This window comes from Streptomyces sp. DH10, from assembly GCF_029813805.1.
Taxonomy (GTDB): Bacteria; Actinomycetota; Actinomycetes; order Streptomycetales; family Streptomycetaceae; genus Streptomyces; species Streptomyces coeruleofuscus.
In genome coordinates, this window is the sequence record NZ_JARVKU010000005.1 from 236,614 (window position 1) to 259,565 (window position 22,952).

At 72.5% G+C, this 22,952-nt stretch carries 23 protein-coding genes; 11 read left to right on the forward strand and 12 right to left on the reverse strand.

The window, feature by feature from the left end; all coding sequences use genetic code 11:
- The first annotated feature begins 3 nt into the window (after positions 1 to 3).
- Together QC385_RS12830 and QC385_RS12835 are read left to right on the forward strand one after the other, a co-directional pair.
- Positions 4 to 1,575: a GMC family oxidoreductase gene (locus tag QC385_RS12830; RefSeq protein WP_279541422.1), complete on the forward strand. Its 1,572-nt coding sequence runs from the start codon at positions 4 to 6 to the stop codon at positions 1,573 to 1,575.
- A complete protein-coding gene (locus QC385_RS12835) occupies positions 1,572 to 3,053 on the forward strand; it encodes an APC family permease (protein WP_279541423.1) in 1,482 nt (493 codons plus the stop codon). The genes QC385_RS12830 and QC385_RS12835 overlap by 4 nt, the downstream gene beginning before the upstream one ends.
- A 9-nt stretch (positions 3,054 to 3,062) precedes the next feature.
- On the opposite strand, the gene QC385_RS12840 is transcribed toward QC385_RS12835, so the two are convergent.
- Positions 3,063 to 4,625, reverse strand: coding sequence for a DUF692 domain-containing protein (locus QC385_RS12840; RefSeq protein WP_279541424.1), 1,563 nt, complete (start codon positions 4,623 to 4,625; stop codon positions 3,063 to 3,065).
- Between the two features lie 215 nt (positions 4,626 to 4,840).
- On the opposite strand from QC385_RS12840, the gene QC385_RS12845 reads away from it, so the two are divergent.
- Positions 4,841 to 5,380, forward strand: a complete 540-nt coding sequence (locus QC385_RS12845) for a potassium channel family protein (protein ID WP_279541425.1) — start codon at positions 4,841 to 4,843, stop codon at positions 5,378 to 5,380.
- A 33-nt stretch (positions 5,381 to 5,413) separates the two neighbouring features.
- Here the strand turns inward: QC385_RS12845 and QC385_RS12850 are convergent, their stop codons facing one another.
- Together QC385_RS12850 and QC385_RS12855 are read right to left on the reverse strand one after the other, a co-directional pair.
- Positions 5,414 to 5,860 carry a DUF7144 family membrane protein gene (locus QC385_RS12850; protein WP_279541426.1) on the reverse strand — a complete coding sequence of 149 codons (447 nt, stop codon included), beginning with the start codon at positions 5,858 to 5,860 and terminating at the stop codon, positions 5,414 to 5,416.
- 70 nt (positions 5,861 to 5,930) lie between these two features.
- Complete coding sequence (locus QC385_RS12855) at positions 5,931 to 6,692, reverse strand: aminoacyl-tRNA hydrolase (RefSeq protein ID WP_279541427.1); 762 nt, start codon at positions 6,690 to 6,692, stop codon at positions 5,931 to 5,933.
- A 42-nt stretch (positions 6,693 to 6,734) separates the two neighbouring features.
- On the opposite strand from QC385_RS12855, the gene QC385_RS12860 reads away from it, so the two are divergent.
- Positions 6,735 to 7,601: an ABC transporter ATP-binding protein gene (locus QC385_RS12860; RefSeq protein ID WP_279541428.1), complete on the forward strand. Its 867-nt coding sequence runs from the start codon at positions 6,735 to 6,737 to the stop codon at positions 7,599 to 7,601.
- Complete coding sequence (locus tag QC385_RS12865; RefSeq protein WP_279541429.1) at positions 7,598 to 8,269, forward strand: ABC transporter; 672 nt, start codon at positions 7,598 to 7,600, stop codon at positions 8,267 to 8,269. Before QC385_RS12860 ends, QC385_RS12865 begins: the two co-directional genes overlap by 4 nt.
- On the opposite strand, the gene QC385_RS12870 is transcribed toward QC385_RS12865, so the two are convergent.
- The 3 genes from QC385_RS12870 to QC385_RS12880 all read right to left on the reverse strand — a co-directional run bounded on the left by QC385_RS12870 (position 8,261) and on the right by QC385_RS12880 (position 10,896).
- On the reverse strand, positions 8,261 to 8,440 hold the full coding sequence (locus QC385_RS12870) for a hypothetical protein (protein ID WP_086603996.1): 180 nt from the start codon (positions 8,438 to 8,440) through the stop codon (positions 8,261 to 8,263). The genes QC385_RS12865 and QC385_RS12870 overlap by 9 nt on opposite strands.
- Positions 8,441 to 8,458: 18 nt before the next feature.
- A complete protein-coding gene (locus tag QC385_RS12875; RefSeq protein WP_279541430.1) occupies positions 8,459 to 9,313 on the reverse strand; it encodes a polysaccharide deacetylase family protein in 855 nt (284 codons plus the stop codon).
- A gap of 62 nt (positions 9,314 to 9,375) precedes the next feature.
- Positions 9,376 to 10,896 (reverse strand): FAD-dependent oxidoreductase, encoded by a 1,521-nt coding sequence (locus QC385_RS12880; RefSeq protein ID WP_279541431.1) that lies wholly within the window; start codon positions 10,894 to 10,896, stop codon positions 9,376 to 9,378.
- Between the two features lie 86 nt (positions 10,897 to 10,982).
- Here QC385_RS12880 and QC385_RS12885 point away from each other — a divergent pair, with 86 nt between their 5' ends.
- On the forward strand, positions 10,983 to 11,405 hold the full coding sequence (locus tag QC385_RS12885; protein WP_279541432.1) for an ArsR/SmtB family transcription factor: 423 nt from the start codon (positions 10,983 to 10,985) through the stop codon (positions 11,403 to 11,405).
- Positions 11,402 to 11,887, forward strand: coding sequence for an SRPBCC family protein (locus QC385_RS12890; protein ID WP_279541433.1), 486 nt, complete (start codon positions 11,402 to 11,404; stop codon positions 11,885 to 11,887). Before QC385_RS12885 ends, QC385_RS12890 begins: the two co-directional genes overlap by 4 nt.
- Before the next feature lie 44 nt (positions 11,888 to 11,931).
- Here the strand turns inward: QC385_RS12890 and QC385_RS12895 are convergent, their stop codons facing one another.
- The 6 genes from QC385_RS12895 to zapE all read right to left on the reverse strand — a co-directional run bounded on the left by QC385_RS12895 (position 11,932) and on the right by zapE (position 19,445).
- Positions 11,932 to 12,813: a PPK2 family polyphosphate kinase gene (locus QC385_RS12895; RefSeq protein ID WP_443032899.1), complete on the reverse strand. Its 882-nt coding sequence runs from the start codon at positions 12,811 to 12,813 to the stop codon at positions 11,932 to 11,934.
- A gap of 180 nt (positions 12,814 to 12,993) precedes the next feature.
- Positions 12,994 to 14,376, reverse strand: a complete 1,383-nt coding sequence (locus QC385_RS12900) for a PhoX family protein (protein WP_279541434.1) — start codon at positions 14,374 to 14,376, stop codon at positions 12,994 to 12,996.
- Between the two features lie 90 nt (positions 14,377 to 14,466).
- On the reverse strand, positions 14,467 to 15,381 hold the full coding sequence (locus QC385_RS12905) for a slipin family protein (RefSeq protein ID WP_279541435.1): 915 nt from the start codon (positions 15,379 to 15,381) through the stop codon (positions 14,467 to 14,469).
- A gap of 175 nt (positions 15,382 to 15,556) precedes the next feature.
- Positions 15,557 to 17,047 carry a SulP family inorganic anion transporter gene (locus QC385_RS12910; protein WP_279541436.1) on the reverse strand — a complete coding sequence of 497 codons (1,491 nt, stop codon included), beginning with the start codon at positions 17,045 to 17,047 and terminating at the stop codon, positions 15,557 to 15,559.
- A gap of 8 nt (positions 17,048 to 17,055) precedes the next feature.
- Positions 17,056 to 17,637: a carbonic anhydrase gene (locus QC385_RS12915; protein ID WP_086849579.1), complete on the reverse strand. Its 582-nt coding sequence runs from the start codon at positions 17,635 to 17,637 to the stop codon at positions 17,056 to 17,058.
- Positions 17,638 to 18,341: 704 nt separating this feature from the next.
- A complete protein-coding gene (zapE, locus tag QC385_RS12925; RefSeq protein WP_279541438.1) occupies positions 18,342 to 19,445 on the reverse strand; it encodes a cell division protein ZapE in 1,104 nt (367 codons plus the stop codon).
- 37 nt (positions 19,446 to 19,482) lie between these two features.
- Between zapE and QC385_RS12930 the strand changes: the two genes are divergently transcribed.
- The 4 genes from QC385_RS12930 (at position 19,483) to msrB (ending at position 22,919) form a co-directional block, all read left to right on the forward strand.
- The gene (locus tag QC385_RS12930; protein ID WP_279541439.1) at positions 19,483 to 20,298 is read left to right on the forward strand and encodes a pyrimidine reductase family protein; all 816 of its coding nucleotides are present in this window, start codon (positions 19,483 to 19,485) and stop codon (positions 20,296 to 20,298) included.
- A gap of 252 nt (positions 20,299 to 20,550) precedes the next feature.
- Complete coding sequence (locus QC385_RS12935; protein ID WP_279541440.1) at positions 20,551 to 21,024, forward strand: indole-3-glycerol phosphate synthase; 474 nt, start codon at positions 20,551 to 20,553, stop codon at positions 21,022 to 21,024.
- Between the two features lie 81 nt (positions 21,025 to 21,105).
- Positions 21,106 to 22,497, forward strand: coding sequence for a UDP-N-acetylmuramate--L-alanine ligase (gene murC, locus QC385_RS12940; RefSeq protein ID WP_279541441.1), 1,392 nt, complete (start codon positions 21,106 to 21,108; stop codon positions 22,495 to 22,497).
- Positions 22,498 to 22,511: 14 nt separating this feature from the next.
- Positions 22,512 to 22,919 carry a peptide-methionine (R)-S-oxide reductase MsrB gene (gene msrB, locus QC385_RS12945; protein WP_279541442.1) on the forward strand — a complete coding sequence of 136 codons (408 nt, stop codon included), beginning with the start codon at positions 22,512 to 22,514 and terminating at the stop codon, positions 22,917 to 22,919.
- Positions 22,920 to 22,952 lie beyond the last annotated feature (33 nt).

Below are 22,952 nucleotides of genomic sequence, written 5' to 3' on the forward strand. Positions count from 1 at the left end.
CGCATGGCCCCCACCACCCCGCACGGCGCCGAGTCCGCCTACGACTACGTCATCGTCGGCGGCGGCACCGCCGGCTGCGTGCTCGCCGCCCGCCTGAGCGAGGACCCCGACTGCCGCGTCTGCGTCGTCGAGGGCGGCCCCAGCGACATCGGCGACGAGCGCATCCTGCGCCTGCGCAACTGGATCAACCTGCTGGGCTCGGAGTTCGACTACGGCTACACCACCGTCGAGCAGCCGCGCGGCAACTCCCACATCCTGCACTCACGGGCCCGCGTCCTCGGCGGCTGCTCCTCGCACAACACCCTGATCAGCTTCCTGCCGCTGCCGCAGGACCTCGACGACTGGGTGAGCGGGGGCTGCTCCGGCTGGGACCCGGCGACGATCCTCCCCTACCGCGACCGCCTGCTCACCCGGATCGTCCCGGTGGCCGAGGCCGACCGCAATCCCATCGCCAAGGACTTCGTCACCGCGGCCTCCCGCGCTCTCGGCGTCCCCGTCGTCGACGACTTCAACGCCGAGCCCTTCGCCGACGGCACCGGCTTCTTCTCGCTGGCCTACCAGCCGGAGGGCAACCTGCGTTCCTCCGCGTCCGTCGCCTACCTCCACCCCGTGCTGGACCGGCCCAACCTGACGCTCCTGCTGGAGACCTGGGCGCACCGGCTGCTCCCCGACGAGTCGGGCCGGCTGACCCGCGTCGCCGTCCGCGGCGCCGACGGCGAACCCGCCACCGTGCGTGCCGAACGCGAACTCCTCCTGTGCGCGGGCGCCATCGACACCCCGCGCCTGCTGATGCTCTCCGGCATCGGCCCGGCCGACGACCTGCGCGGCCTGGGCATCGACGTCCGGGCCGACCTGCCCGGCGTGGGTGAGAACCTGCTGGACCACCCCGAGTCCGTGATCGTCTGGGAGACGGACGGGCCGCTGCCGCCCAACTCCGCGATGGACTCCGACGCCGGCCTGTTCCTGCGCCGCGACCAGGGCCAGCCGCGCCCCGACCTGATGTTCCACTTCTACCAAGTGCCGTTCACCGTCAACACCGAGCGCCTGGGCTACCCCGTGCCGCCGTACGGGGTGTGCATGACGCCCAACGTGCCGCGCGCCCGCTCCACCGGCCGCATGTGGCTGCGCAGCAACAACCCCGCCGAGCATCCCGCCCTGGACTTCCGGTACTTCACCGACCCCGAGGGGCACGACGAGCGCACCATCGTGGAGGGGCTGAAGGTCGCCCGCGAGGTCGCCGCCACCGCCCCGCTGCGCGACTGGCTCGTCCGCGAGGTCGCGCCCGGCCCGTACGTCGTCTCCGACGCCGACCTGTCGGAGTACGGCCGCCGCGCGGCGCACACCGTCTACCACCCGGCGGGCACTTGCCGCATGGGCGCACCGGACGACCCGATGGCCGTCTGCGACGCGGAGCTGAGACTGCTGGGCGTGGAGGGCGTGCGGATCGTCGACGCGTCGGTGTTCCCGACGATGCCGACCATCAACCCGATGGTGACCGTCCTGCTCGCCGCCGAACGCGCCGCCGACCTGATCCTCGACCGGCCCGGCCCCGCGGAACGGGAGGCCCGGAAGTGACCAGCCCGACGCCCCCCGCACCGGCGGCCGACCCGTCCGGGGGAGAGCCCGGCTCGGAGTTCCGCAAGGACATGGGCCCCTGGGCCAACTTCGCGCTCGGTTTCACCTACCTCTCCCCGGTGGTGAGCACCTACACCCTCTTCGGCATCGCGATCGTCGACGGCGGACCGCCGATGATCTGGGCGTTCGTGCTGGCCGGCTGCGGTCAGTTCCTCGTCGCGCTGATCTTCGGCGAGATCGTCGCCCAGTACCCGATCGCCGGCGGCGTCTACCCCTGGGCCCGGCGGCTGTGGGGCAAGCGCTGGGCGTGGATGACCGGCTGGGTGTACATGTGGGCGCTGCTGGTGACCATCACCTCCGTGGCGTACGGCGCCGGCCCCTACATCGCCATCCTCTTCGGCTTCGACGCCACCGTGCACACCACAGTGCTGTGCACCGCCGTGCTCATCGTCGTCGCCATCCTCATCAACTACATGGGCACCAAGGCGCTCTCGCTGGCGGCCATCATCGGTTTCGCCGGCGAGCTCATCGGCGCCCTCGTCGTCGGCATCTACCTGCTGGCGACCCACCGTCACCACGGCATCGGCGTCATCTTCGACACCTACGGCACCGAGGGGGACGGCTCCTACCTGCCGGCCTTCCTCGCGGCCGCGATCATCGGCTTCTACCAGTACTACGGCTTCGAGGCGTGCGGCGACACCGCCGAGGAGGTCGCCCACCCGGGCCGTGTCATCCCGCGCGCGATGCGCCGCACCATCTACATCGGCGGTGCCGCGGCCACGTTCACCTGTATGTCGCTGCTGCTGTCGGTCACGGACTTCGACGCGGTCATCTCGGGCGAGGTGGCCGACCCGGTGGTGGACGTGCTGTACGACGCCATGGGCGAGACCGGGGCGCGGATGGTGATGGCCGTGGTGCTGATCTCCTTCCTGTCCTGCACGATCAGCCTCCAGGCCGCGGCCGGGCGGCTCATCTACTCCTACGCCCGGGACGAGATGATCGCCGGGCACCGGCTGCTGCGGCGATTCGCCCACGCCCGCGCGGTGCCCGGCTACGCGCTGTTCGTGTCCGCCGCGGTGCCGCTGCTCATCGCCTTCGCCTCACTGTTCTCCGAGGACGCCCTCACCAACATCGTCTCGTTCGCGATCCTCGGCATCTACGGCTCGTTCCAGATGGTCGTGCTGGCCGCGCTGCGCGCCCGGCTCAAGGGATGGCGTCCGGCGGGGGAGTTCACCCTGGGCCGCTGGGGCCTTCCCGTGAACATCGGGGCGCTGGCCTACGGCATCTTCGCCATCGTCAACATCTGCTGGGCCCGCAGCCCGGAGAAGCCGTGGTACGAGAACTGGATCGTCCTGCTGTGCGGTGCGGTGGTGGTCGGGACCGGCGTGCTGTACATGTTCACCACTCACCACTACGGCCGTGGTGAAGCGGCTGCCGGTGACGCGGTACCGAAGGACGAGGCCGTATCGAAGCGCTGACCTCCCCGGTCAGCGCCGGAGCAGCACCTTCCGGGTGGCCCGGGCCAGCCGGTGGACCGGGCGCCGGGACCGGGGCGCGGGTCCCGACCGCTCCAGCCACCACTCCCGCAGCTCCCGCCGCACCGCCGCGTCCCCGGGCCGCCCGGCGGACAGCAGGTGCTCGGCGAAGCTGAGCGCGTCGCGCCGGTAGCCGCCGGTCATCGGCTGGGTCTGGGCGTATCCGAGGAAGGCCGTACGGTACTCCGCCCCGAGGATCTCCGGCAGTTCGGGCGCGACCTTCGCCACGACATCCGCCCGCTTGGCGGCCAGGGCCCGTGCCTGTACGCCGACCCGCGCCCGGTCGAACCCCTCGGGCACGGGCGTCCCCGCGACCAGCGCCGACAGCAGTGCGGCCTGCGCGAGCCCGAGCCGTTGCCGGGCCCCGTCGGCCCCCCTGTGTTCGGGTCGGCCGGTGGCGCCCCGTGCCGCCCTGGCCGCCCCGGTCTCGTGGCCCTGCGGCGTCCCGGCGGCCACGAGCGTGTCGCGCTGCTCGCCCCGGGACCCCGCGCCAGGCACGTCCGGCGTCAGCGTGCCGCCGGCCCTCGGCGTGACCGCGTCGCCGCGCGCGGGGGCGTCGGCGCGGACCTCGCTCCCGCCTCCGGGCGCGGCCCCCGGCCACCGCGCCTCGCTCCGGCCTCCCGGCGCGGCGGTCGGCCGCGCGGCGACCGCGTGGCCCGCCGCGCGCACCTCCGCCTTCACCCGCTCGACGGACCCCGCCTCCACGGCCCGCCGGATCGCGCCCAGCTCGGCCTCCAGCTCCGCCGGTTCCGGGAAGTTCTCGTCGCGTTCCAGGAGGACTCCCGGAGGGGAGACGCGGGACGCGAGGTCGGCCAGGATGTCCAGGACCGGACGGGGGACGGGGTGGGCGTGGCTGTCGTGCCAGACGCCGTCGCGTTCGAAGCCGCCGGCGACATGGACGTAGGCGATGGCCTCCAGGGGCAGCTCGGCGAGGGCCTTGGCCGGGTCCTCGGCGCGGTTGACGTGGTTGGTGTGCAGGTTGGCCACGTCGATCAGGAGCCGGACGCCCGTGCGGTCGGCCAGCTCGTACAGGAACTGGCCCTCCGTCATCTCCTCGCCCGGCCAGGAGATCAGCGCGGCGATGTTCTCGACGGCCAGCGGCACCGGCAGCGCCTCCTGCGCGATGCGCACGTTCTCGCACAGCACGTCGAGCGCGTCCCGGGTCCGGGGCACGGGCAGCAGATGGCCCGCCTCCAGGTGCGGGGTCGCCGTCAGGGCACCGCCGGCCCGTACGAACGCGATGTGCTCGGTGACCAGCGGCGAGCCGAGTGCCTCAGCCCGTTCGGCCAGCGCGGTCAGACGGCCTTCGTCGGGGCGGTCCGCACCTCCGAGGCCGAGCGAGACGCCGTGCGGCACCACGGTGACGCCGCGCTCGCGCAACCGCCGCAGCGAGTCGGGCAGATGGCCGGTGCAGACGTTCTCGGCCACGGCCTCGACCCAGTCGATGCCCGGCATGCGCTCCACGGCGTCCGCGATCTCCGGTCGCCACCCGATGCCCGTCCCCAGTCGCTCCATCGTCCCCTCCTCCGCACGGCCGGTCCTTCGAACGTGAGGGGGGTATGGCCCAGCCGCCCGCCCCCGAACCCCGCCACGGACACCTTCAGAGGAACATTTGAGGTTCGGCCACCGACGGATCACCGACGGATCACCGGCTCCACCGACGGATCGCAGGCTCCACCGACGGAGGCGCCAGGGTCGCGTCACCTCTTGATACGTCGTAGACCGGACGCATGAGCGACGGCAGCGAACAGGCGGCCCCGGTCTCGACCCGGCGGCTGTGGGCCGGGGCCGGGGGACTGGTGGCGGTCGTCGGCACGGCCTATTTCCTGCTCCCGCTGGAGGGGCTCGGCGCCGACCGCCCCTGGCTGGGCTGGCCGTTGTTCGCGTTGTGCCTGGGGCTGCTGGCCGCGCTGCTGCTGCGCCAGGTGCGCGACGTCGTGCTGGAGAAGCCGCACACCCGGCCGGGCGTGATGATCCCGCTGCTGATGTGCCTGGCCGTGCTGGTCTTCTCGTCGGGGTACTACGCCCTCGCCCAGCGGCCGGGCCAGTTCACCGGGCTGAGCACCCGCGTCGACGCGCTGTACTTCACCGTCGTCACGCTCGCGACCGTCGGCTACGGGGACATCACCCCGAGCGGGCAGGAGGCCCGCCTGGTGGCCGTCGCTCAGATCCTGTACACGTTCGTCTTCCTGACGGCGGCGGCCACCGCGCTGTCGCGCCGGCTGCACGCGGTGGTCGCCGCGCGCGACCGGCGCCCGCCGCCCTCGTGACGCGGGGCGGCTGGGGACGGCCGGGGGCGGCGCCTACGCCGAGCGGGTGGAGCGGTAGTTGAACAGCGACCACAGCACGAACAGGCCGGTCAGGATCATGATGATCGACCAGAACGGCTGGTACGGCAGCCACATGAAGTTCGCGATCAGCGCCAGCCCGACCACGACCGCGCCCACGACCCGGGCCCAGGCGGCCCCGGTGAACAGGCCGAACCCGGCCGCCACCACGAGCACACCGACGACCAGGTGGATCCAGCCCCACGCGGTCAGATCGAACTCGAAGACGTACTCGCCGAAGCTCGTGTACACCTCGTCGTCGGCGATCGCCGTGATGCCCTGGAGCACCGCGAACAGGCCGTAGACGACCATCAGGGTGCCGCCGAGAGCGAGGCCCCCGGCCGCCAGCGGGTCGCCGGAGCCGCCGGGCGTCCGGTCGTCGGGAGCGGGCGGGGCGGGGGGAGGGGGCGCGGCGCTGGACATGGCTGCCTCCTGGGTCGGGGTTGTCTGGTAACCCCACTGGAGCATCCGCCCGCCACCGGCGCGCCTGCGGCTACTCCGAACGGGTGGGCGCCGGACCGCCGGGCGCGTAGGGTTCCCGGCGCAGCGCCGGGTGGTCCGCGACCACCGTGCACGAGCCGGGCGCGATCTCCGTGAACCCCGCGTCGCGGACCAACGGCAGGCCGCTGCGCGTCAGTCCGGGCCAGCGGGCCGGGTCGGCCGTGCGTACCGAGAGCGGGAAGCCCGTGTCCTGCCAGGCGGCCCGCTCCTCGTCGGGCAGCTCCCACCAGGCCAGTTGCGCGGCGTGCCCGGCCTGCGCCATCGCCTTGCCGGCCGACATGCCGAGGTCGGGGTTCAGCCACAGCACGGGGGCGGCCGGGTCCGCGTCCACCGGCGGTTCCGGGTCGTCCAGGTCGGTGCCGGAGACCTGGAGCCGGGCCAGGTCCTTGGGCCAGCCGTCCAGCGGGACCGGCGGGAAGACCCGCACCTCGGCCGCCTTGCCGGTGACCGTGATGCCGGGCAGGGCCTCCGCCCGCCGCCATTCGGCGCCGCGGGCCCGTCGCACCACCTTGCGGATCCGGGTGTCCTGCCAGTCCCGCATCGCCTCGGCCCACGCGCCGTCGCCGGCCGACCGCTCGTCGCCGAGGATCGTCAGCACGGCCCGCGCGGCCGTCTCCAGCGCGTCCGTACGCGCCGGCGGGTCCGCCCGCTCGATCCGCACGACCAGCGGCAGCACGAACTGCGGTGCCGTGTCGCGGTCCGAGGGCTCGGAACGGAAGGGGCTGTCACTCACGGGCGTCGGGTCTTCGCTCACGAATCCCAGTGTGCCAGCCGGAAGATCGTGGAGGATGGGCCCATGCGACCCGACCTGTGCCTGGAGAACGCGGGCCGCCGCTACGGCCTGCGCGGCCCCTGGGTGTTACGTGGTGTCGACCTGACGGTGGCACCCGGCCGGCTCGTCCGCGTCGAGGGCGGCAACGGCACCGGCAAGTCCACCCTCCTGCGGCTGCTCGCCGGCATCGACGCCCCCAGCGAGGGCCGGATCACCGGCCGCCCGCGCACCGCGTACGTCCCCGAGCGGTTCCCGCCGGCCCTGCCGTTCACCGCCGCCGGCTACCTCACCCACCTCGGCACCGTGCACGGCCTGACCCGCGCGGCGTCCGCCCGTGCCGCCGCCGAGTGGCTGGAGCGCCTCGGGGCCGCCGCCTACGCCGATACGCCGATGGCACGGCTGTCGAAGGGCAGCAGCCAGAAGGTCGCGGTCGCCCAGGCCCTGCTCGGGGAGCCGGAGCTGCTGGTGCTGGACGAGGCGTGGACCGGCCTGGACACCGACGCCCGCGCCGAGCTGGAGCGGGCGGTCGCCGAGCGTACGGCGTCCGGCGGATCCGTGGTGTTCGTCGATCACGACCCGCGCCGCCTCGCGGGCCTGCCCGACGCGACGTACACCGTGCGCGACGGGAGCCTCGCCGAGCGCGCCGGGCCGGGACCGCTGCCGTCCGGACCGCAGGTCACGGTCGAGATCCAGGGCCCGCCGGACGGACGGCTTCCCGACGACGTGCGGCGGACCGTCACCTCCGCCGAGGAGACCGCGCCGGGCAGCCACCGCCTCACCGTCCCCGCCCCGCACTCCGACGTCCTGCTCCGCGCCCTGCTCACGGCCCACCCGCCCTGGCACGTGGTGCGTGTGGAGCGGCAGGCCGACGCCCCCGGGAGCCGCCGGTGACCGCCCTGCTGCGCTACCACGCCGCCCTGCTGCTGCGCTCCCAGCGCTGGCTGCCGCCGTTCCTGCTGTACGCCGCCTTCCTCGCCGTCAGCGTCCAGGCCGGACAGCCGGTGCTCGACTCGCTCGGCTACTCCGCCGCCGCGCTGCTGCCCGTCGCCGCCTGGCTGGCGCGGATCTGCGCCACGGCCGAGCCGCAGGCCGCGCGCGGCTGCGTGGCGGCGGCCGTCGGGCCCGCGCGCGCCCATGTGGCCTGCCTGCTGGTGGCGTTGTCCGGTGCGGCGGCGCTCGGCACGGTCGCGACCCTCGGCGTGACGCTGCTGAGCGCTCCGGTCGCCTCGGACCACCGCACCCCGGTGCCGCTCGCCCCCGCCTGCGGGGCCGGGCTGCTCGCCGCCCTGGCCTGCGCCCTGCTGGGCACCGCCGTCGGCGCGCTCACCAGCCGGCCGTTGCTGCGGTCGCGGGGCCGTGCCGTCCTGGCCCTGCTGCTCGCGGCGCTGCTGTCCCTCGTCGCGACCGGCTCCCCGGCGCAGGCGGCGGTGCAGGGCCTGGTGACCGGCTCACGGTCGGGCACCGTCCCGCTGCCGCTGCTGCCCCTGGCCGCGGCAGCCCTGGTCACGGCCGCCGCGCTGGCCCTGGCCGGTGCGCTCGCCGCCCGCAGATCACCCTGAGCAGGCGGTGCGCTGCGCCTCCTGCCACTCGCAGACCGGGCAGAGGGTGATGCCCTTGTACGACTCCGGGTACTCCGTCGGCTCCCGGCACAGCACGCACTCCGCGTACGGCGGCCCGTCCGCCCGGGGCGGCCTGGTCGCGTCGATCAGGCAGTAGTCGTTCTCGCTCATACCTCCAGCGTAGGCCGGTCAGCGTGCCTTCGGGCGGGCCCGCGCACCGCTGTCCGCCGCCCCGATCAGCTCGGACACCTTCACGAACCTGTAGCCCTCGCGGCGCAGCTCGGGCACGATCGCGCGCACCGCCCGTTCGGTCGCCGGAGCGGCGCTGCGCGTGCAGTGCAGCACGACCACCGATCCCGGCCGCACTCCGTCCAGCACCTGCCGGGCGACCACGTCCGGGTCCGACTCGAACGCGTCGCCGCCGACCACGTCCCACTGCACGGCGGTCACGCCGGCTGGTGTCAGCGCCTTCAGCGCCCGCCGGTCGTAACAGCCGCCGGGGAAACGGAAGTACGGCATCGGATCCGCCACGCCGGCCTTCCGGAAGGCGGCGTACGCCCGCTCCATGTCCGACCGCATCCGCCCCTCGGGCACGGTCGGCAGGCCGTAGCAGTCCCGTGTGTAGGCGTAGTGGCTGTAGGAGTGGTTGGCGACCTCGAAGAGCGGGTCCCGGCCGATGGAGCGGGCCTGGTCCGGGTACTGCTCGGCCCACCGCCCGGTCATGAACACGGTGGCGGGCGCCTTCAGCGCCCGCAGCGCCGAGATCAGCCGCGGATGGTCGAACCGCTCACCCGCCGCCGCCCGTGCCCCCTGCCCGGCGGTCATGTCGGCGTCGAAGGTGAGCGCGACGGTCCTGCCGCGGGTGCGGGGACCGTGCTCGAAGACCGGGGTCAGGCCGGCGGGGCCGGGCGCGAGGGTCGGAGGGCGCGAGGGCGGTGCGGACACCGGCGGCGGGGCCGCCCGCGGGGGCCGGCCGGTCCCGCAGGCGGCGAGGACCGCGCTCAGGGCGCACACGGCGGCGACACGGCGGAGGAGAATGATCACCGTATGAAGATATGAACGGGATCGTCCTCTTATGCGCGTCGGCTGCGGGCGTCACCCGGCCGTCAGAGGTCCCGCTGCTCCAAGGGCTTGGTCGCCGGGCCCTGGATCACCTTGCCGTCCGTGTCGAAGCGGGAGCCGTGGCAGGGGCACTCCCAGGCGCGTTCGGCGGAGTTGAAGGCGACCAGGCAGCCCAGGTGGGTGCAGCGGGCGGAGAAGGAGTGCAGGTTGCCGTCCTCGTCCCGGTAGACCGCGAGGCGGTGGTGGCCGTCGGCGCGGACCACGGCCCCCTCGCCGGGCGGCAGGGACTCCACCGGCGGCGAGGGCCGCAGCCGGTCGCCGAGGAAGTGGCCGGCGACCTTGGCCTGGGTCTTGAGGAACGACGGCGCCTCCCGCACGGCGGGCTTCAGCCGGCGCGGGTCGTACAGCCCGCTCCACTCGCGCTCCTCGCCCGTGATCTGCGCGGCGAGGAGGCTGCCCGCCATGATGCCGCCGGTCATGCCCCAGCCGCCGAAGCCGGTGGCCACGTAGGCGTGCCGGGCGCCCGGGTGCAGCGGGCCGACCATCGGCACGGTGTCGGTCGGAGTGTTGTCCTGCGTGGCCCACCGGTTGGTGACGTCCAAGTCCGGGAAGTGCTCGACGGCCCAGGCGGTGAGGCGCTCGAAAGCGGCCCGCGGGTCGCCCGTGCCCGGCGTGAAGTGCTCACCGGTGACGATGAGCAGCCGCCGGCCCTCGTCGTACGGTGCCGTGCGCACCGAGCGGGTGTTCTCGTCGGGCGTGATGAACATGCCGTCCGGGTCCTGGTCCGCGGGGATCGTCCCGGCGACGACCAGTTCGCGCTTCGGCGTGAGCCGGGTGAACAGCAGGGCCCGGTCGAAGATCGGGTAGTGCGTCGCGACGACGACGTCCCGGGCCCGCACCGTCGCCCCGGCCCTGGTCGACAGCCGGCACGGCTCGCCCTCGTCCAGACCGAGGACCGTGGTGTCCTCGAAGATCCGCCCACCGTGCTCGACGAGGTCGGCGGCGAGGGCCAGCAGGTACTTGCGGGGGTGGAACTGGGCCTGGCCGGTGACCTTGACCGCGCCCGCCACGGGGAAGGGCAGCCCGGTCTCCTCCACGAACTCGGCGGGCAGCCCGGCCTCGGCGGCCGCCCGCGCCTCGGCCCGCAGCTCGTCGACCCGGCCGGGGTCGCACGCGTAGGTGTAGGCGCTCCTGGTCTCCCAGTCGCAGTCGATGCCCAGTTCCCCGGCGATCCCGGCCGCGCGCTCGATCGCCTCGGACTGGGAGCGGGCGTACAGCCGCGCGCCCTCGGGGCCGCGGGTGCGGCGCAGCTTGTCGTAGACGAGTGTGTGGAGGGCGGTGACCTTGGCCGTGGTGTGCCCGGTGACCCCGGCCGCGACCCGCCCGGCCTCCAGCACCGCCACGCTCCGCCCGGCCCGCGTCAGTTCCCACGCCGTGCTCAGTCCGGCGATCCCGGCGCCGATCACCGCCACGTCGACGTCCAGGTCCTCCGTCAGGGCCGGATGGCGGCCGTCCGGTGCGGTCTCCATCCAGTACGAGCTGCTGACCTGCTGCTTCTCGCTCATGAGCCACCGAGTACCCCCGACTGCCCGGCTTCAGCATCCGGTGTTCCGCTTTACAGGAAGGGCCGGCAGGACTAACGTACAACCAAATGGTTGTAGATGAGTTGAGCGACGAGACGGTGGACCGGCTGTTCCACGCCCTGGCCGACACCACGCGCCGGGACATACTGCGCCGTTGCGTGCGCGGGAAGCTGTCGGTCTCGCGGCTGGCCGAGGCCTATCCGATGAGCTTCGCGGCGGTGCAGAAGCACGTCGCGGTGCTGGAACGGGCCGGTCTCGTCAGCAAGCAGCGCAGCGGACGGGAGCAGCTCGTGCGCACCGACCCCGACGCGGTGGACCGCGCCCGCCAGGCCCTCGACGAGCTCGAGTCGGCATGGCGCGGCCGCGTGGACCGGATGGCTCGGCTGCTCGCGGAGGACCCCGGTACCGAAGAGCCGGAAACCCCCGGTACCGAAGAGCCGGAAACCCCCGGTACCGAAGAGGACAACACCCCGGAAGGATCCCGGAGATGAGCGTCACCAGTATCGACAAGGACCTCGACAACCTCACCCTCACCCTGATCGCCGACTTCGCCGCCCCGGTGGAGCGCGTGTGGCGGCTGTGGGCCGACCCCCGGCAGCTGGAGCGCTGGTGGGGCCCGCCGACGTACCCGGCGACCGTGGAGGAGCACGACCTGACGCCCGGCGGAGAGGTCACGTACTTCATGACCGGTCCGGAGGGCGACCGGCACCGCGGCTGGTGGCGGATCACCTCGGTCGCCGAGCCGACCTCCCTGGAGTTCACCGACGGCTTCGCCGACGACGACGGAAAGCCCAAGGACGACATGCCGACCATGTCCGTGACGGTGCGGCTCAGCGGACACGGCGGCGGCACCCGCATGGAGATGCGCTCCCTGTTCGACTCCCGTGAGCAGATGGAGCAGCTGATCACCATGGGCATGGAGGAGGGCCTGAAGGAGGCCGTCGGCCAGATCGACGCCCTGCTGGCCGCCTGACCGCCCGGATCAGGACCCGACCGTCCAAGGCCCGGCCGCCCCGGTCAGGACTCCCGCAGCAGCCGCTTCCTGCACTCCGCCACGTCGAAGTCCGCCTCCGGATACCGCGGATCCAGCTCCCGCAGCTGCTCCAGGAGCAGCGCGCTGACCGCCCAGTTGCGGTACCACTTGCGGTCGGCCGGGACCAGGTACCAGGGCGCGTACGAGGTGCCGCAGCGCTCCAGGGCCACCTCGTAGGCCTCCTGGTACGCGGGCCACAGGGCTCGGTCGTCGATGTCGGACGGGGCGAACTTCCAGCGCTTCTCCGGCCTGTCGAGGCGCCTGAGCAGGCGGCGGCGCTGCTCGTCGTAGGAGATGTGCAGGAAGCACTTGACCAGGGTCACGCCGTCCTCGGCGAGGGACCGCTCGAAATCGTTGATCCGCTCGTAGCGGTTGTCGATCACGGCGCGTGGCGCGAGGTCCCTGACGCGGGCGACCAGGACGTCCTCGTAGTGCGAGCGGTCGAAGATGCCCAGCTCACCGGGGAGCGGGAGCGCCTTCTCCACGCGCCACAGGAAGGGGTGCGCGCGCTCCTCGGCGGTCGGTGCCTTGAACGCCGTGATCCGGCAGCCGGCCGGGTTCAGCTGACCGATGACGTGTTTGACCGTGCCGCCCTTGCCGCTGGTGTCCATGCCCTGGAGGACCAGCAGGACGCGGCGCCGGTCGCCCGCGGTGCTCGCCGCCCACAGCCGTTCCTGAAGGCCGGCGAGCCGCTCGCCGATCCGGGCCGTGGCGGCCTTGCCCGCCGCCTTGCCGTCCGGGCCGCCGGGAGTGGCGGCGGCGTCGTGACGGGACAGGTCGACCGGCTCGCCGCCGGGGAGGCGCAGCCGCTCCCGCAGCGAGGTCCCGCGCCCGGCCTTCTTGTCCTTCACCGCCGAACCCTTCACCGCCGAACCCTTCACTGCCGAGTCCTCCGCCGCCGTGTCCTTCTCCGGTTCGTCCGTCTCCGGTTCGTCCCTCTCCGGTTCGTCCTTCTCCGCCACCGGGCTCCTTCCGTTCCCCGAGCCTCGATCGTGCGCCGGGGCGCCGGGTTCCGCACCCGGCGCCCGACGGGAACAGCGCCGCGCTTACCGGCGCCAGGGGCCCGTCACCGCGAACGTGGTGCCGGGCCGGTAGCAGTTGACGTACATCGTGTCGCCGTCGGGCGAGAAGGTCACCCCGGCGAACTCACCCCACTCGGGCTCCTCCGGGGTGCCGATGTTCTGCCGGTTGCGGGCCATCGCGTACACCTCGCCGCGCCGCGTCACACCGTAGACGTGCTGGGCGCCGTCACCGTCCTCGCAGACCATCAGACCGCCGCTGGGCGCCAGGCAGATGTTGTCCGGCGACTCTCCCGGCTTCTGGATGTCGGTGTCCGGGCCGAAGACGATCACCAGGGTCAGCCGGCGCCGGTCCGGGTCGTAACGCCACACCTGCCCGAAGTGGTCGGCCGCCGAGCCGTCCGCGCTGTGGGCGAACGACGACACGAAGTACACCGACCGGCCGCCCCAGTAGCAGCCCTCCAGCTTCTGCGCGTGCGTGATGCCCTTGGGACCGAAGTCCTGGAGCCGGATCGGCGTCTGGGCGGCCTGCGGGTCCGGTACGTCCACCCACTCGACGCGGTCGAACTCGGCGCCGATGTCCTGGATCGAGGACAGGTCCGGCACGCCGGGCACGCGCATGGCCTGGAGCCGGCCGCCCGCGCGCAGCGAACCCCGCCCGCCCAGCGGCCGGTCCGGCAGGAAACGGTAGAAGAGGCCGAACGGCTTCTGGAAGGCGTCCTCGGTCTCGTACACCACGCCCCGATGGGGGTCGACGGCGATCGCCTCGTGCTGGAAGCGGCCCATCGCGGTCAGCGGTACGGCTCCCGTGCGGCGCGGGTCGACCGGGTCGACCTCGAAGATGAAGCCGTGGTCCTTGGCGTACCCGGCGGTGCCCGCCTTGTCCTCGGTCTCCTCGCAGGTCAGCCAGGTGCCCCACGGGGTGGGACCGCCCGCGCAGTTCACGGCCGTGCCGGCGATCGCGACGCGTTCCGACAGGACCCGGTTGCGGGAGTCCAGCGTCAGGGCCGTGCAGCCGCCCTTGCCGGCCGGGTCGTAGGTGAGGCCCTCGATCACCGGGACCGGGACCTTGCCGTCGGCGCGGTTCTCGTGGTTGCGGACCAGGTGGACCCGGCCGCCTCTGCCCGCGAAGGCCGACATGCCGTCGTGGTTGGAGGGGACATCGCCCTCGCCGGAGCGGAGCGGGTCGCCCTCGCGGGAGAGGACCCGGTAGCTGAAACCTTCCGGCAGGTCGAGCAGGTCCTTCGGGTCGGGGACGAGCGGGCCGTAGCCGGCGCGGCCGAGGGTCTGGGCGGCGGCGGTGCCGGCGAAGAGTTCGGACAGGGCACCGGAGAACGCGATCCCGACGCCCAGGGCGCCCGTCCCGGCGAGCATCTGACGGCGCGTGGTGAATCGACCGGTTTGGGTCATGGGGAAACCTTCCTGCTGGCGGACAGGAACTGTGATCCCGCTGTGTCTATCACCTGGTGCGGGTCGCGGGAACCACGCGCGTAGCGCGGGTCACTGCTCGACCGCGTGCCGCAGCTCGTCGATGGCCTGTTGTGTCGTGTCGACGGGGTGCTGTGTCGTGTCGACGGGGTGCTGTGTCGTGTCGACGGGGTGCTCTGTCGTGTCGACGGAGCGTTCCGCCGGCGCCGGAGCCTGCTGGCTCCCCTCCTGGTGGCCCCTCTCCAGGAACCGCAGGAGCTCCACCGGGATGGGCAGCACCAGCGTGGAGTTCTTCTCCGCCGCCACGGCCATCACGGTCTGGAGCAGGCGGAGCTGGAGGGCCGAGGGCGTGTCGGCCATCTGCTGGGCGGCCTGGGACAGCTTCTTGGAGGCCTGGTACTCCGCGTCGGCGTTGATCACCCGGGCCCGCCGCTCGCGGTCGGCCTCGGCCTGGCGCGCCATGGAGCGCTTCATGGTGTCCGGCAGGGACACGTCCTTGATCTCCACGCGGTCGATGGTCACGCCCCACTCCACGGCCGGGCTGTCGATCATCAGCTCCAGGCCCTGGTTGAGCTTCTCCCGGTTGGACAGGAGGTCGTCCAGCTCGCTCTTGCCGATGATCGAGCGCAGGGAGGTCTGTGCCATCTGCGAGACGGCGAAGCGGTAGTCCTCGACGTTGACGACCGCGGCCGCCGGGTCCACGACCTTGAAGTACACGACCGCGTCGACCCGCACGGTCACGTTGTCGCGGGTGATGCCCTCCTGGGCGGGCACCGGCATGGTCACGATCTGCAGGTTGACCTTACGCATCCGGTCCACTGCGGGGACGATGAGGTTGAACCCGGGCCGCCGCACGTCTCCGTGCAGCCGTCCGAGCCGGAACACGACCCCGCGCTCGTACTGCTTGACGACCCGCGCCGCCGTGGCCAGATACACCAGCCCCGCGGTCCCGGCCGCCACCGCCGCCCCGATCAGCTCTTCGACCATGCCGACCTCCCCGTCCAGAGGTCCGTTTCGTCTGTCCCTGTAACGATATGCCTGGAATCGGGGTCGGGGCCATGCCTCGGGGGCCGGGGGACCGGGGGTCATACACGCGAAGGTCCGGGGCGCGCCTTCCCAGGCGCGCCCCGGACCAGGGGGTGTCGGCGTTCCGGCTACGTCGCTACGCGACCGTGACCTTCTCGGCCTCCGGTGACAGCTCCGGCTCCGTGACCTTCACCGGCTCCGTGCCCGTCGCGCTGTGGCGTTCGGCCCAGCTCTCCAGGGCCGTGCGGCAGGCGTGGTCGAGGTGGTGCAGACCCGAGAGGTCCAGCTCGACCGGGCGGTCCTGGGGCAGGCTCTCCAGGCTGTCGAGGATCTTCGGCAGCCGCAGGAACGTCGCGTTGCCCGACAGGTACGCCTGGATCGGACCGGCGCCCTTGTCTATGACCTCGAGCTTCACGTGCGAGGCCTCCCAGGCGGTCTTGACGACCGACAGGGCCAGACCGATCAGGACGCCCTCGAACATGTTCACGGCGACGATCGACACGGCCGTGACCACGAGGATCAGGGCCTCGCCCTTGTGTGCCCGCCACAGCGCCACGACCTGGCGGAACGGGATCAGCTTCCAGCCCGCGTGCACCAGGATGCCGGCGAGGGCGGGCAGCGGGATCAGCGCCAGGGCCCACGGCATCGCGGCGGCGAACAGCAGCAGCCACACGCCGTGCAGCACACGGGACGCCTTGGTCTTCGCACCCGCGTTGACGTTGGCCGAGCTGCGGACGATCACCGCGGTCATGGGCAGCGCGCCGAGCAGACCGCACACGGTGTTGCCCGCGCCCTGGGCGATCATCTCCTTGTTGTACTGGGTGCGCGGACCGTCGTGCAGCCGGTCCACGGCCGCCGCGCTGAACAGGCTCTCCGCGGAGGCGATCAGCGCGAACGCGATGATCGTGCCCCAGATGGCCGGGGTGGCCAGTTGGCTGAGGGCCTCGGTCCCGGGCGGCTGGATGACGCCGAGCAGGCCCTCCACCTCGACGGTGGCGACCGGCAGGCTGAAGGCGAGCGTGGCGACCGTGGCCAGGACCACCGCCGCGAGGGCGCCCGGCACGGACTGCACGGCCTTCGGCAGCTTCTTCCACAGCGCGATGACGGCGATGGTGCCCGCGCCGATCGCGAGCGAGATCAGAGCCTCGGTGCTGCCCAGGACGTCGGTGAACGCCCCCGGCAGCCCCGCGATCTTGCCTATGCCGGTCTCCGGGGCCTTCAGGCCCGCCGCCGCGTAGATCTGCCCGGCGATGATCACCAGGCCGATGCCGCAGAGCATGCCCTCGACGACGGAGACGGATATGGCCCTGAACCAGCGGCCGATGCCGAGGAAGCCCATGGCGAGCTGGAGCAGACCGGCCATCAGCACGATCACGCCGAGCGCGGCCACGCCGAACTCGCTGACGGCCTCGAAGACTAGCACGGTCATGCCGGCGGCGGGCCCGGACACCTGGAGGCTGCTGCCGCGCATCAGGCCGGTGACGAGGCCGCCCACGATGCCGGTGATCAGGCCGAGTTCGGCCGGGACGCCGGAGGCGACGGCCACGCCGATGCAGAGCGGCACGGCGACCAGGAAGACGACGATGGAGGCGAGGAAGTCCTGCCTCAAGTGAGGGAACTTGGTCATGGCGCCCCTCACAGAGTCTCGAAGGTGTCGGTCTCCGCGTGGTGTTGCCACACGGTTCCGGTGTGCACCTCGTAGAACCAGGCGTGCAGGCCGAGTCGGCCCTCCGCGAGCCGGCGCTCGATGTACGGGTACGACCGCAGTCGCAGCACCTGGGTGAGGACGTGGTTCTGCACGGCTTCGGCGACCGTCGGGTCCGCCGGGTCCTCGCACTTGGGTTCCTCGGCGGCGTGCGCGAGCCAGTCGCGCACCGCCGGTACGGCGGCGAGGTCGTCGCCCCGTACCACCGCGCCCACGGCACCGCAGTGCGAGTGGCCGCAGACCACGATGTCCTTGACGCCGAGGACTTCCACGGCGTACTCGATGGTGGCCGCCTCGGACGTGGGGTGTTCCAAGGCGTGCGGGGGGACGATGTTGCCGGCGGTGCGCAGCTCGAAGAGCTCGCCGGGCCGGGCGCCCGTGATCAGGGCCGGTACGACCCTGGAATCGGAGCAGGTGATGAACAGGACGTCGGGGGACTGGCCCTCGGCGAGGCGGGCGAACTCCTCAGGGCGCTGTCCGAACATGCGGGCGTTGTCGATGAGGGGTTGCATGAGTGTGGTGACTCCTCCTGGCGCGCAGTGGGGACGCGTCGGACGGGCATGACAGGTGGGGGGTGGAACCGCTCTGTTCCTCAGCAGCGGAAGACCTGAAGTGCTGCCGGAGTGTGCGACGTCGAGGATCTCGACGTGCGTTCGTGTGCGACGCCGGGTGTGACCCGGTCCGGTGCTCTCGGCGGGATGTGCCTCAGCAGCGGCCGCTCGTGCGCCGAGGGCGCGGGGTCGGTGCTGTGGAACCGGTCGCGGGTCCGCAGGGGGCCGGTCGGGCCCCCGTGGTGTCCGGCGCGGCAGGTCGCGGTCTCGTCGCGCAGAGTCTTCCCGAATGTGGTTCCGGGGCGAGAAGACATGCCGGAGGGTTCAGTTCCGGGCTGAGCCTTGGCCTCGACTTCACGGGGTGTGTGCGCGGATGCGAAGGATGCCGTCGGTGCGAAGAGCTGGAGGGCGAGCAGGACGGCGGCGAGGATCGAAACCACGGTCCGTGCCGTCGTACCTCGGTACATGCGCCCCCCTTCAGGTGATTCGCACATCTAGCGATGACCAACGCTTAGTCAATGGCTGGTCAAGAAACACGTTAACCCCGCAAGGTCGTTTGCAGGGTTAACTTAACGTTTCAAGCTGAAGAGAGCCTGAAAACCGTAGGTGGCTTGGCTTGAACCAACCCTTGCCTTACGGCAGTTGGCACGATATTGGGGTTGTGGTTACCGGGAGTTCGCCAACTTGGCCGCGTCGCGGGCCAGGGCGGTGAGCCGGGAGATGGCCCGGAAGTACTTCTTGCGGTAGCCGCCGTTCAGCATTTCGTCGCTGAAGAGCTGGTCGAAGGGCATGCCCGAGGCCAGCACGGGCACTTCGCGGTCGTAGAGCCGGTCCGCGAGGACGACGAGCCGGAGTGCCGTCGACTGGTCGGGAACCGGCCGCACGCCGGTGAGGCAGACGGCCTTGATTCCGTCGGTCAGGGCGCCGTACCGGCTGGGGTGGACGCGGGCCAGGTGGTCCAGGAGGGGCGAGAACGCGTCGAGGGACGCGCCCTCGGTGGCGTGCGCCGCCTTGGTCACCTGTTCGTCGGAGTACGGGGGCGGCGCCTCGGGCAGGCCGCGGTGGCGGTAGTCCTCGCCGTCGATGCGCAGGGCGCGGAAGCGGGCCGACAGGCCCTGGATCTCGCGCATGAAGTCGGCCGCGGCGAACCGGCCCTCACCGAGCTTGCCGGGCAGCGTGTTGGAGGTGGCGGCGAGCGCGACGCCCGCGTCGACGAGCTTGCCGAGCAGGGTGGAGACCAGGACGGTGTCGCCGGGGTCGTCGAGCTCGAACTCGTCGATGCACAGCAGCCGGTGGCCGGACAGCGTCTGGACGGTCTGCTGGAACCCGAGGGCGCCGACGAGGTTGGTCAGCTCCACGAACGTGCCGAACGCCTTGCGGGCGGGCTCGGCCGGGGTGGCGTGCCACAGGGACGCCAGCAGATGGGTCTTGCCGACGCCGTAACCGCCGTCGAGGTAGACGCCGCGCGGGCCGGTCGGGGCCGCCTTCCTGGGCGCCCTGCCGAATCCGAACAGCCGCCGCTTGCCGGAGTCGCCCGCGCCTTGGCCGAGACCCGCCGCGAAGCCCTCCAGGACCCGGACGGCCTCCGTCTGGCTGGGCTGGTTCGGGTCCGGGATGTACGTGCTGAAGCGGACCGAGTCGAACCGCGGCGGCGGCACCATCTCGGCGACCAGCCGGTCGGCGGGAACGCGCGGCTCACGGGCGCACAGGGACAGCGGGGCGGAGTCGGCTATGGGACCGGTTCCGGAGGGGGCAGGGGGAGAGGACACGGTTCACCATGCTACGGCGCGTGGAACACTGCACGGCATGCGACGTCTGTTCCCTGTGACCGATGAAACAGCAGCTCCGGACTCGGGCGGGGTGCCCGGGGAGGACGTGCGTGAGGGGGCCGGGCGGGAGTGGGGTCTGGCCGAGCTCGCCGCCGCGTACGCCTATCCCGAGGCGGGGCCCGGCGGGCCGCTGCCGTTTCTGCGCGCCAACATGGTGTCCACGCTGGACGGGGCCGCCCAGCACGACGGCCGTTCCCAGCCCATCTCCAGCGCGACCGACATGCGGATCTTCGGCACGCTGCGGGCGCTGGCGGACGTCGTGGTGGTCGGCGCGCAGACGGTGCGCCAGGAGGGATACCGGCCGGCACGCGCGCGTGCCGAGTTCGCCGGGATGAGGGAGGCGGCCGGGCAGAGCCCCGCCCCCGCGATCGCGGTGGTCTCCGCCAGCCTCGACCTGGACTTCTCGCTGCCGCTGTTCACCTCGCCCCTGGTGCCCACCCTCATCCTCACGGGAGCCTCGGCCGCCCCGGACCGCGTCGCCGCCGCCGGGAAGGCGGGCGCCCGGGTGGTCACCGCCGGGGACGGCATCGGCGTGGACCCCGCCCGCGCCGTCCAGGCCCTGGCCGGCCTCGGGTACACCAGGCTGCTGACCGAGGGCGGCCCGCGGCTGCTCGGGCAGCTGGTGGCGGCCGACGTGCTCGACGAGCTGTGCCTGACCGTCTCCCCGATGCTGACCTCGGGCGATGCGCAGCGCATCGCCGGGGGGCCCGCCGTCACGGTGCCGCAGCGCTTCAGGCTGGTGTCGATGCTGGAGGAGGACGGTTTCCTGTTCACGCGGTACGGGCGGTCCTGACGTACTGAACCGCGCGGCACGGGGTACAGGTCTCGGCGGCCGGGATGCCGAACCGGTCGGTAGGCCCGGAATCGGTACGGTGGTCACCGCCGGTCCGGTAATCGGCGGAATGTGCCATTCCGTTTGCTTTCCGGAGGGCACACTGGATCCGGCAGTACCCGTGCGAACACGGGGCAGGATGGTTTCCGCAGGGCCCGGCACGGCCTACGGAGGAGTGGGGCCGCAGGCCCCCGGGAGCAGAAGGGGCGCCTGGTGTTCACAAGCGTATTGATGATCGAGAAGGCCCTGACATCCGCCGACGTGGAGTTCGTCACGACGTTGCACGGGGAGGAGCAGGTCTCCTTCCAGGTGCTGCTCCAGCCGCGCGGCGAGCAGGCGGACCGGCTGCTGCGGGCCATCGACGACGTCGCGCTCGGCGAGCTCGACGAAGCCGTACGCGAGGGGGAGACGCCGGAGGGCGAGGAGGCGCTGAGCGTCGGGCAGCGGGCGCTGGAGGTCTCGCTCGCGGCGTTGCGGGCGTCCGGGAGCGAATCCGAAGGACGGTTGATCGAGGATCATCCGCTGGACGCGCTGAAGTCCCTGGTGGAGGAGGCCGGGGCCGATGAGGTCATCGTGCTGACCGACCCCCATTACGTGGAGGAGTTCTTCCACCGGGACTGGGCGTCGAGGGCACGGCACAAGGTCGGTGTGCCGGTGCTCAAGCTGTTCTCGCACAGCAAGGCGTAGCCGCCGGCGGTGGCGGCGCCGATCAGCGCTTCGGCATAGGCTGTGCCGCTGAACGTTCCGCACACGCACAGGGAGACACGCATGGCACCCGGCCTTCCCACCGCCATGGACCGACCGCACTTCATCGGCATCGGCGGGGCCGGGATGTCGGGGATCGCGAAGATCCTCGCGCAGCGCGGGGCCGTCGTGGCGGGCAGCGACGCCAAGGAGTCGGCGACGGCCGAGGCGCTGCGGGCGCTGGGTGTGACGGTGCACATCGGGCACGCGGCCCGGCACCTGGCCGACGACGCCAGCTGTGTGGTCGTGTCCTCGGCGATCCGGCAGGACAACCCCGAGCTGGCCCGCGCGGCAGAGCTCGGCATCCCCGTCGTGCACCGCTCCGACGCGCTCGCCGCCCTGATGGAGGGCCTGCGTCCGATCGCGGTCGCCGGTACGCACGGCAAGACGACCACGACGTCCATGCTGGCCGTGTCGCTGAGCGAGCTGGGCCTGAAGCCGTCGTACGCGATCGGCGGGGACCTGGACGCGCCCGGCTCCAACGCGCTGCACGGCGAGGGCGAGATCTTCGTCGCCGAGGCGGACGAGTCGGACCGCAGCTTCCACAAGTACGCGCCCGAGGTCGCGATCGTCCTCAACGTCGAGCTCGACCACCACGCCAACTACGCGTCGATGGACGAGATCTACGAGTCGTTCGAGACGTTCGTGGACCGCGTCACCGAGGGCGGCACGCTGGTGATCACCGCCGACCACGAGGGTGCGCGCGAGCTGACGCGCCGGGTCACGGGACGCGGTGTGCGGGTGGTGACGTACGGCGAGTCGCAGGACGCCGGTGTGCGCATCCTGTCGGTCGTGCCGCAGGGCCTGAAGAGCGAGGTCACGGTGGTGCTGGAGGGCGAGGAGCTGACCTTCACGGTCTCCGTGCCCGGCCGGCACTACGCGCACAACGCGGTGGCCGCGCTCGCGGCGGGCGTGGCGCTCGGCGTCCCCGCCGGCGAGCTGGCCGCGGCGCTGGCGGCGTACACGGGCGTGAAGCGGCGGCTCCAGCTGAAGGGCGAGGCCGCGGGCGTGCAGGTCATCGACTCCTACGCGCACCACCCCACCGAGATGACCGCCGACCTGGAGGCCATGCGCGCGGCGGCGGGCGACGCCCGGATCCTGGTCGTCTTCCAGCCGCACCTGTTCTCGCGGACCCAGGAGCTGGGCAAGGAGATGGGCCAGTCCCTGGCCCTGGCGGACGCCTCGGTCGTGCTGGACATCTACCCGGCCCGTGAGGACCCGATCCCCGGCGTGACCAGCGAGCTGATCATCGAGGCGGCCCGGGCGGCGGGCGCCGACGTGACGCCGGTGCACGACAAGGCGGACGTCCCCTCCGCGGTCGCGGGAATGGCGAAGCCGGGAGATCTCGTTCTCACCATGGGAGCGGGCGACGTCACCGACCTCGGCCCGCACATCCTGGACCGTCTGTCGAACTGAGGGGCTGGAGGCTCATGCCGTACGACGTCGAGAAGCCGGACGAGCAGTGGCGCGCGGAGCTGACCCCGGGCGAGTACGCGGTGCTGCGCCAGGCGGCCACGGAGCCCGCCTTCACCGGTGAGTACACCGACACCAAGACGCGGGGCGTCTACTCCTGCCGCGCCTGCGGAGCGGAGCTGTTCACCTCGGACACGAAGTTCGAGTCCCACTGCGGCTGGCCGTCCTTCTTCGACCCGAAGGACACCGACGCGGTGGAACTGATCCAGGACCGTTCCCACGGCATGGTCCGCACGGAGGTGCGCTGCGCCCGCTGCGGATCCCACCTCGGGCATGTGTTCGAGGGGGAGGGGTATCCGACCCCGACCGACCAGCGGTACTGCATCAACAGCATCGCGCTGCGGCTGACGCCGGTCGAGGGCTGACCGGGGACCGAGGCCGTCCCGGCCGATGACGCG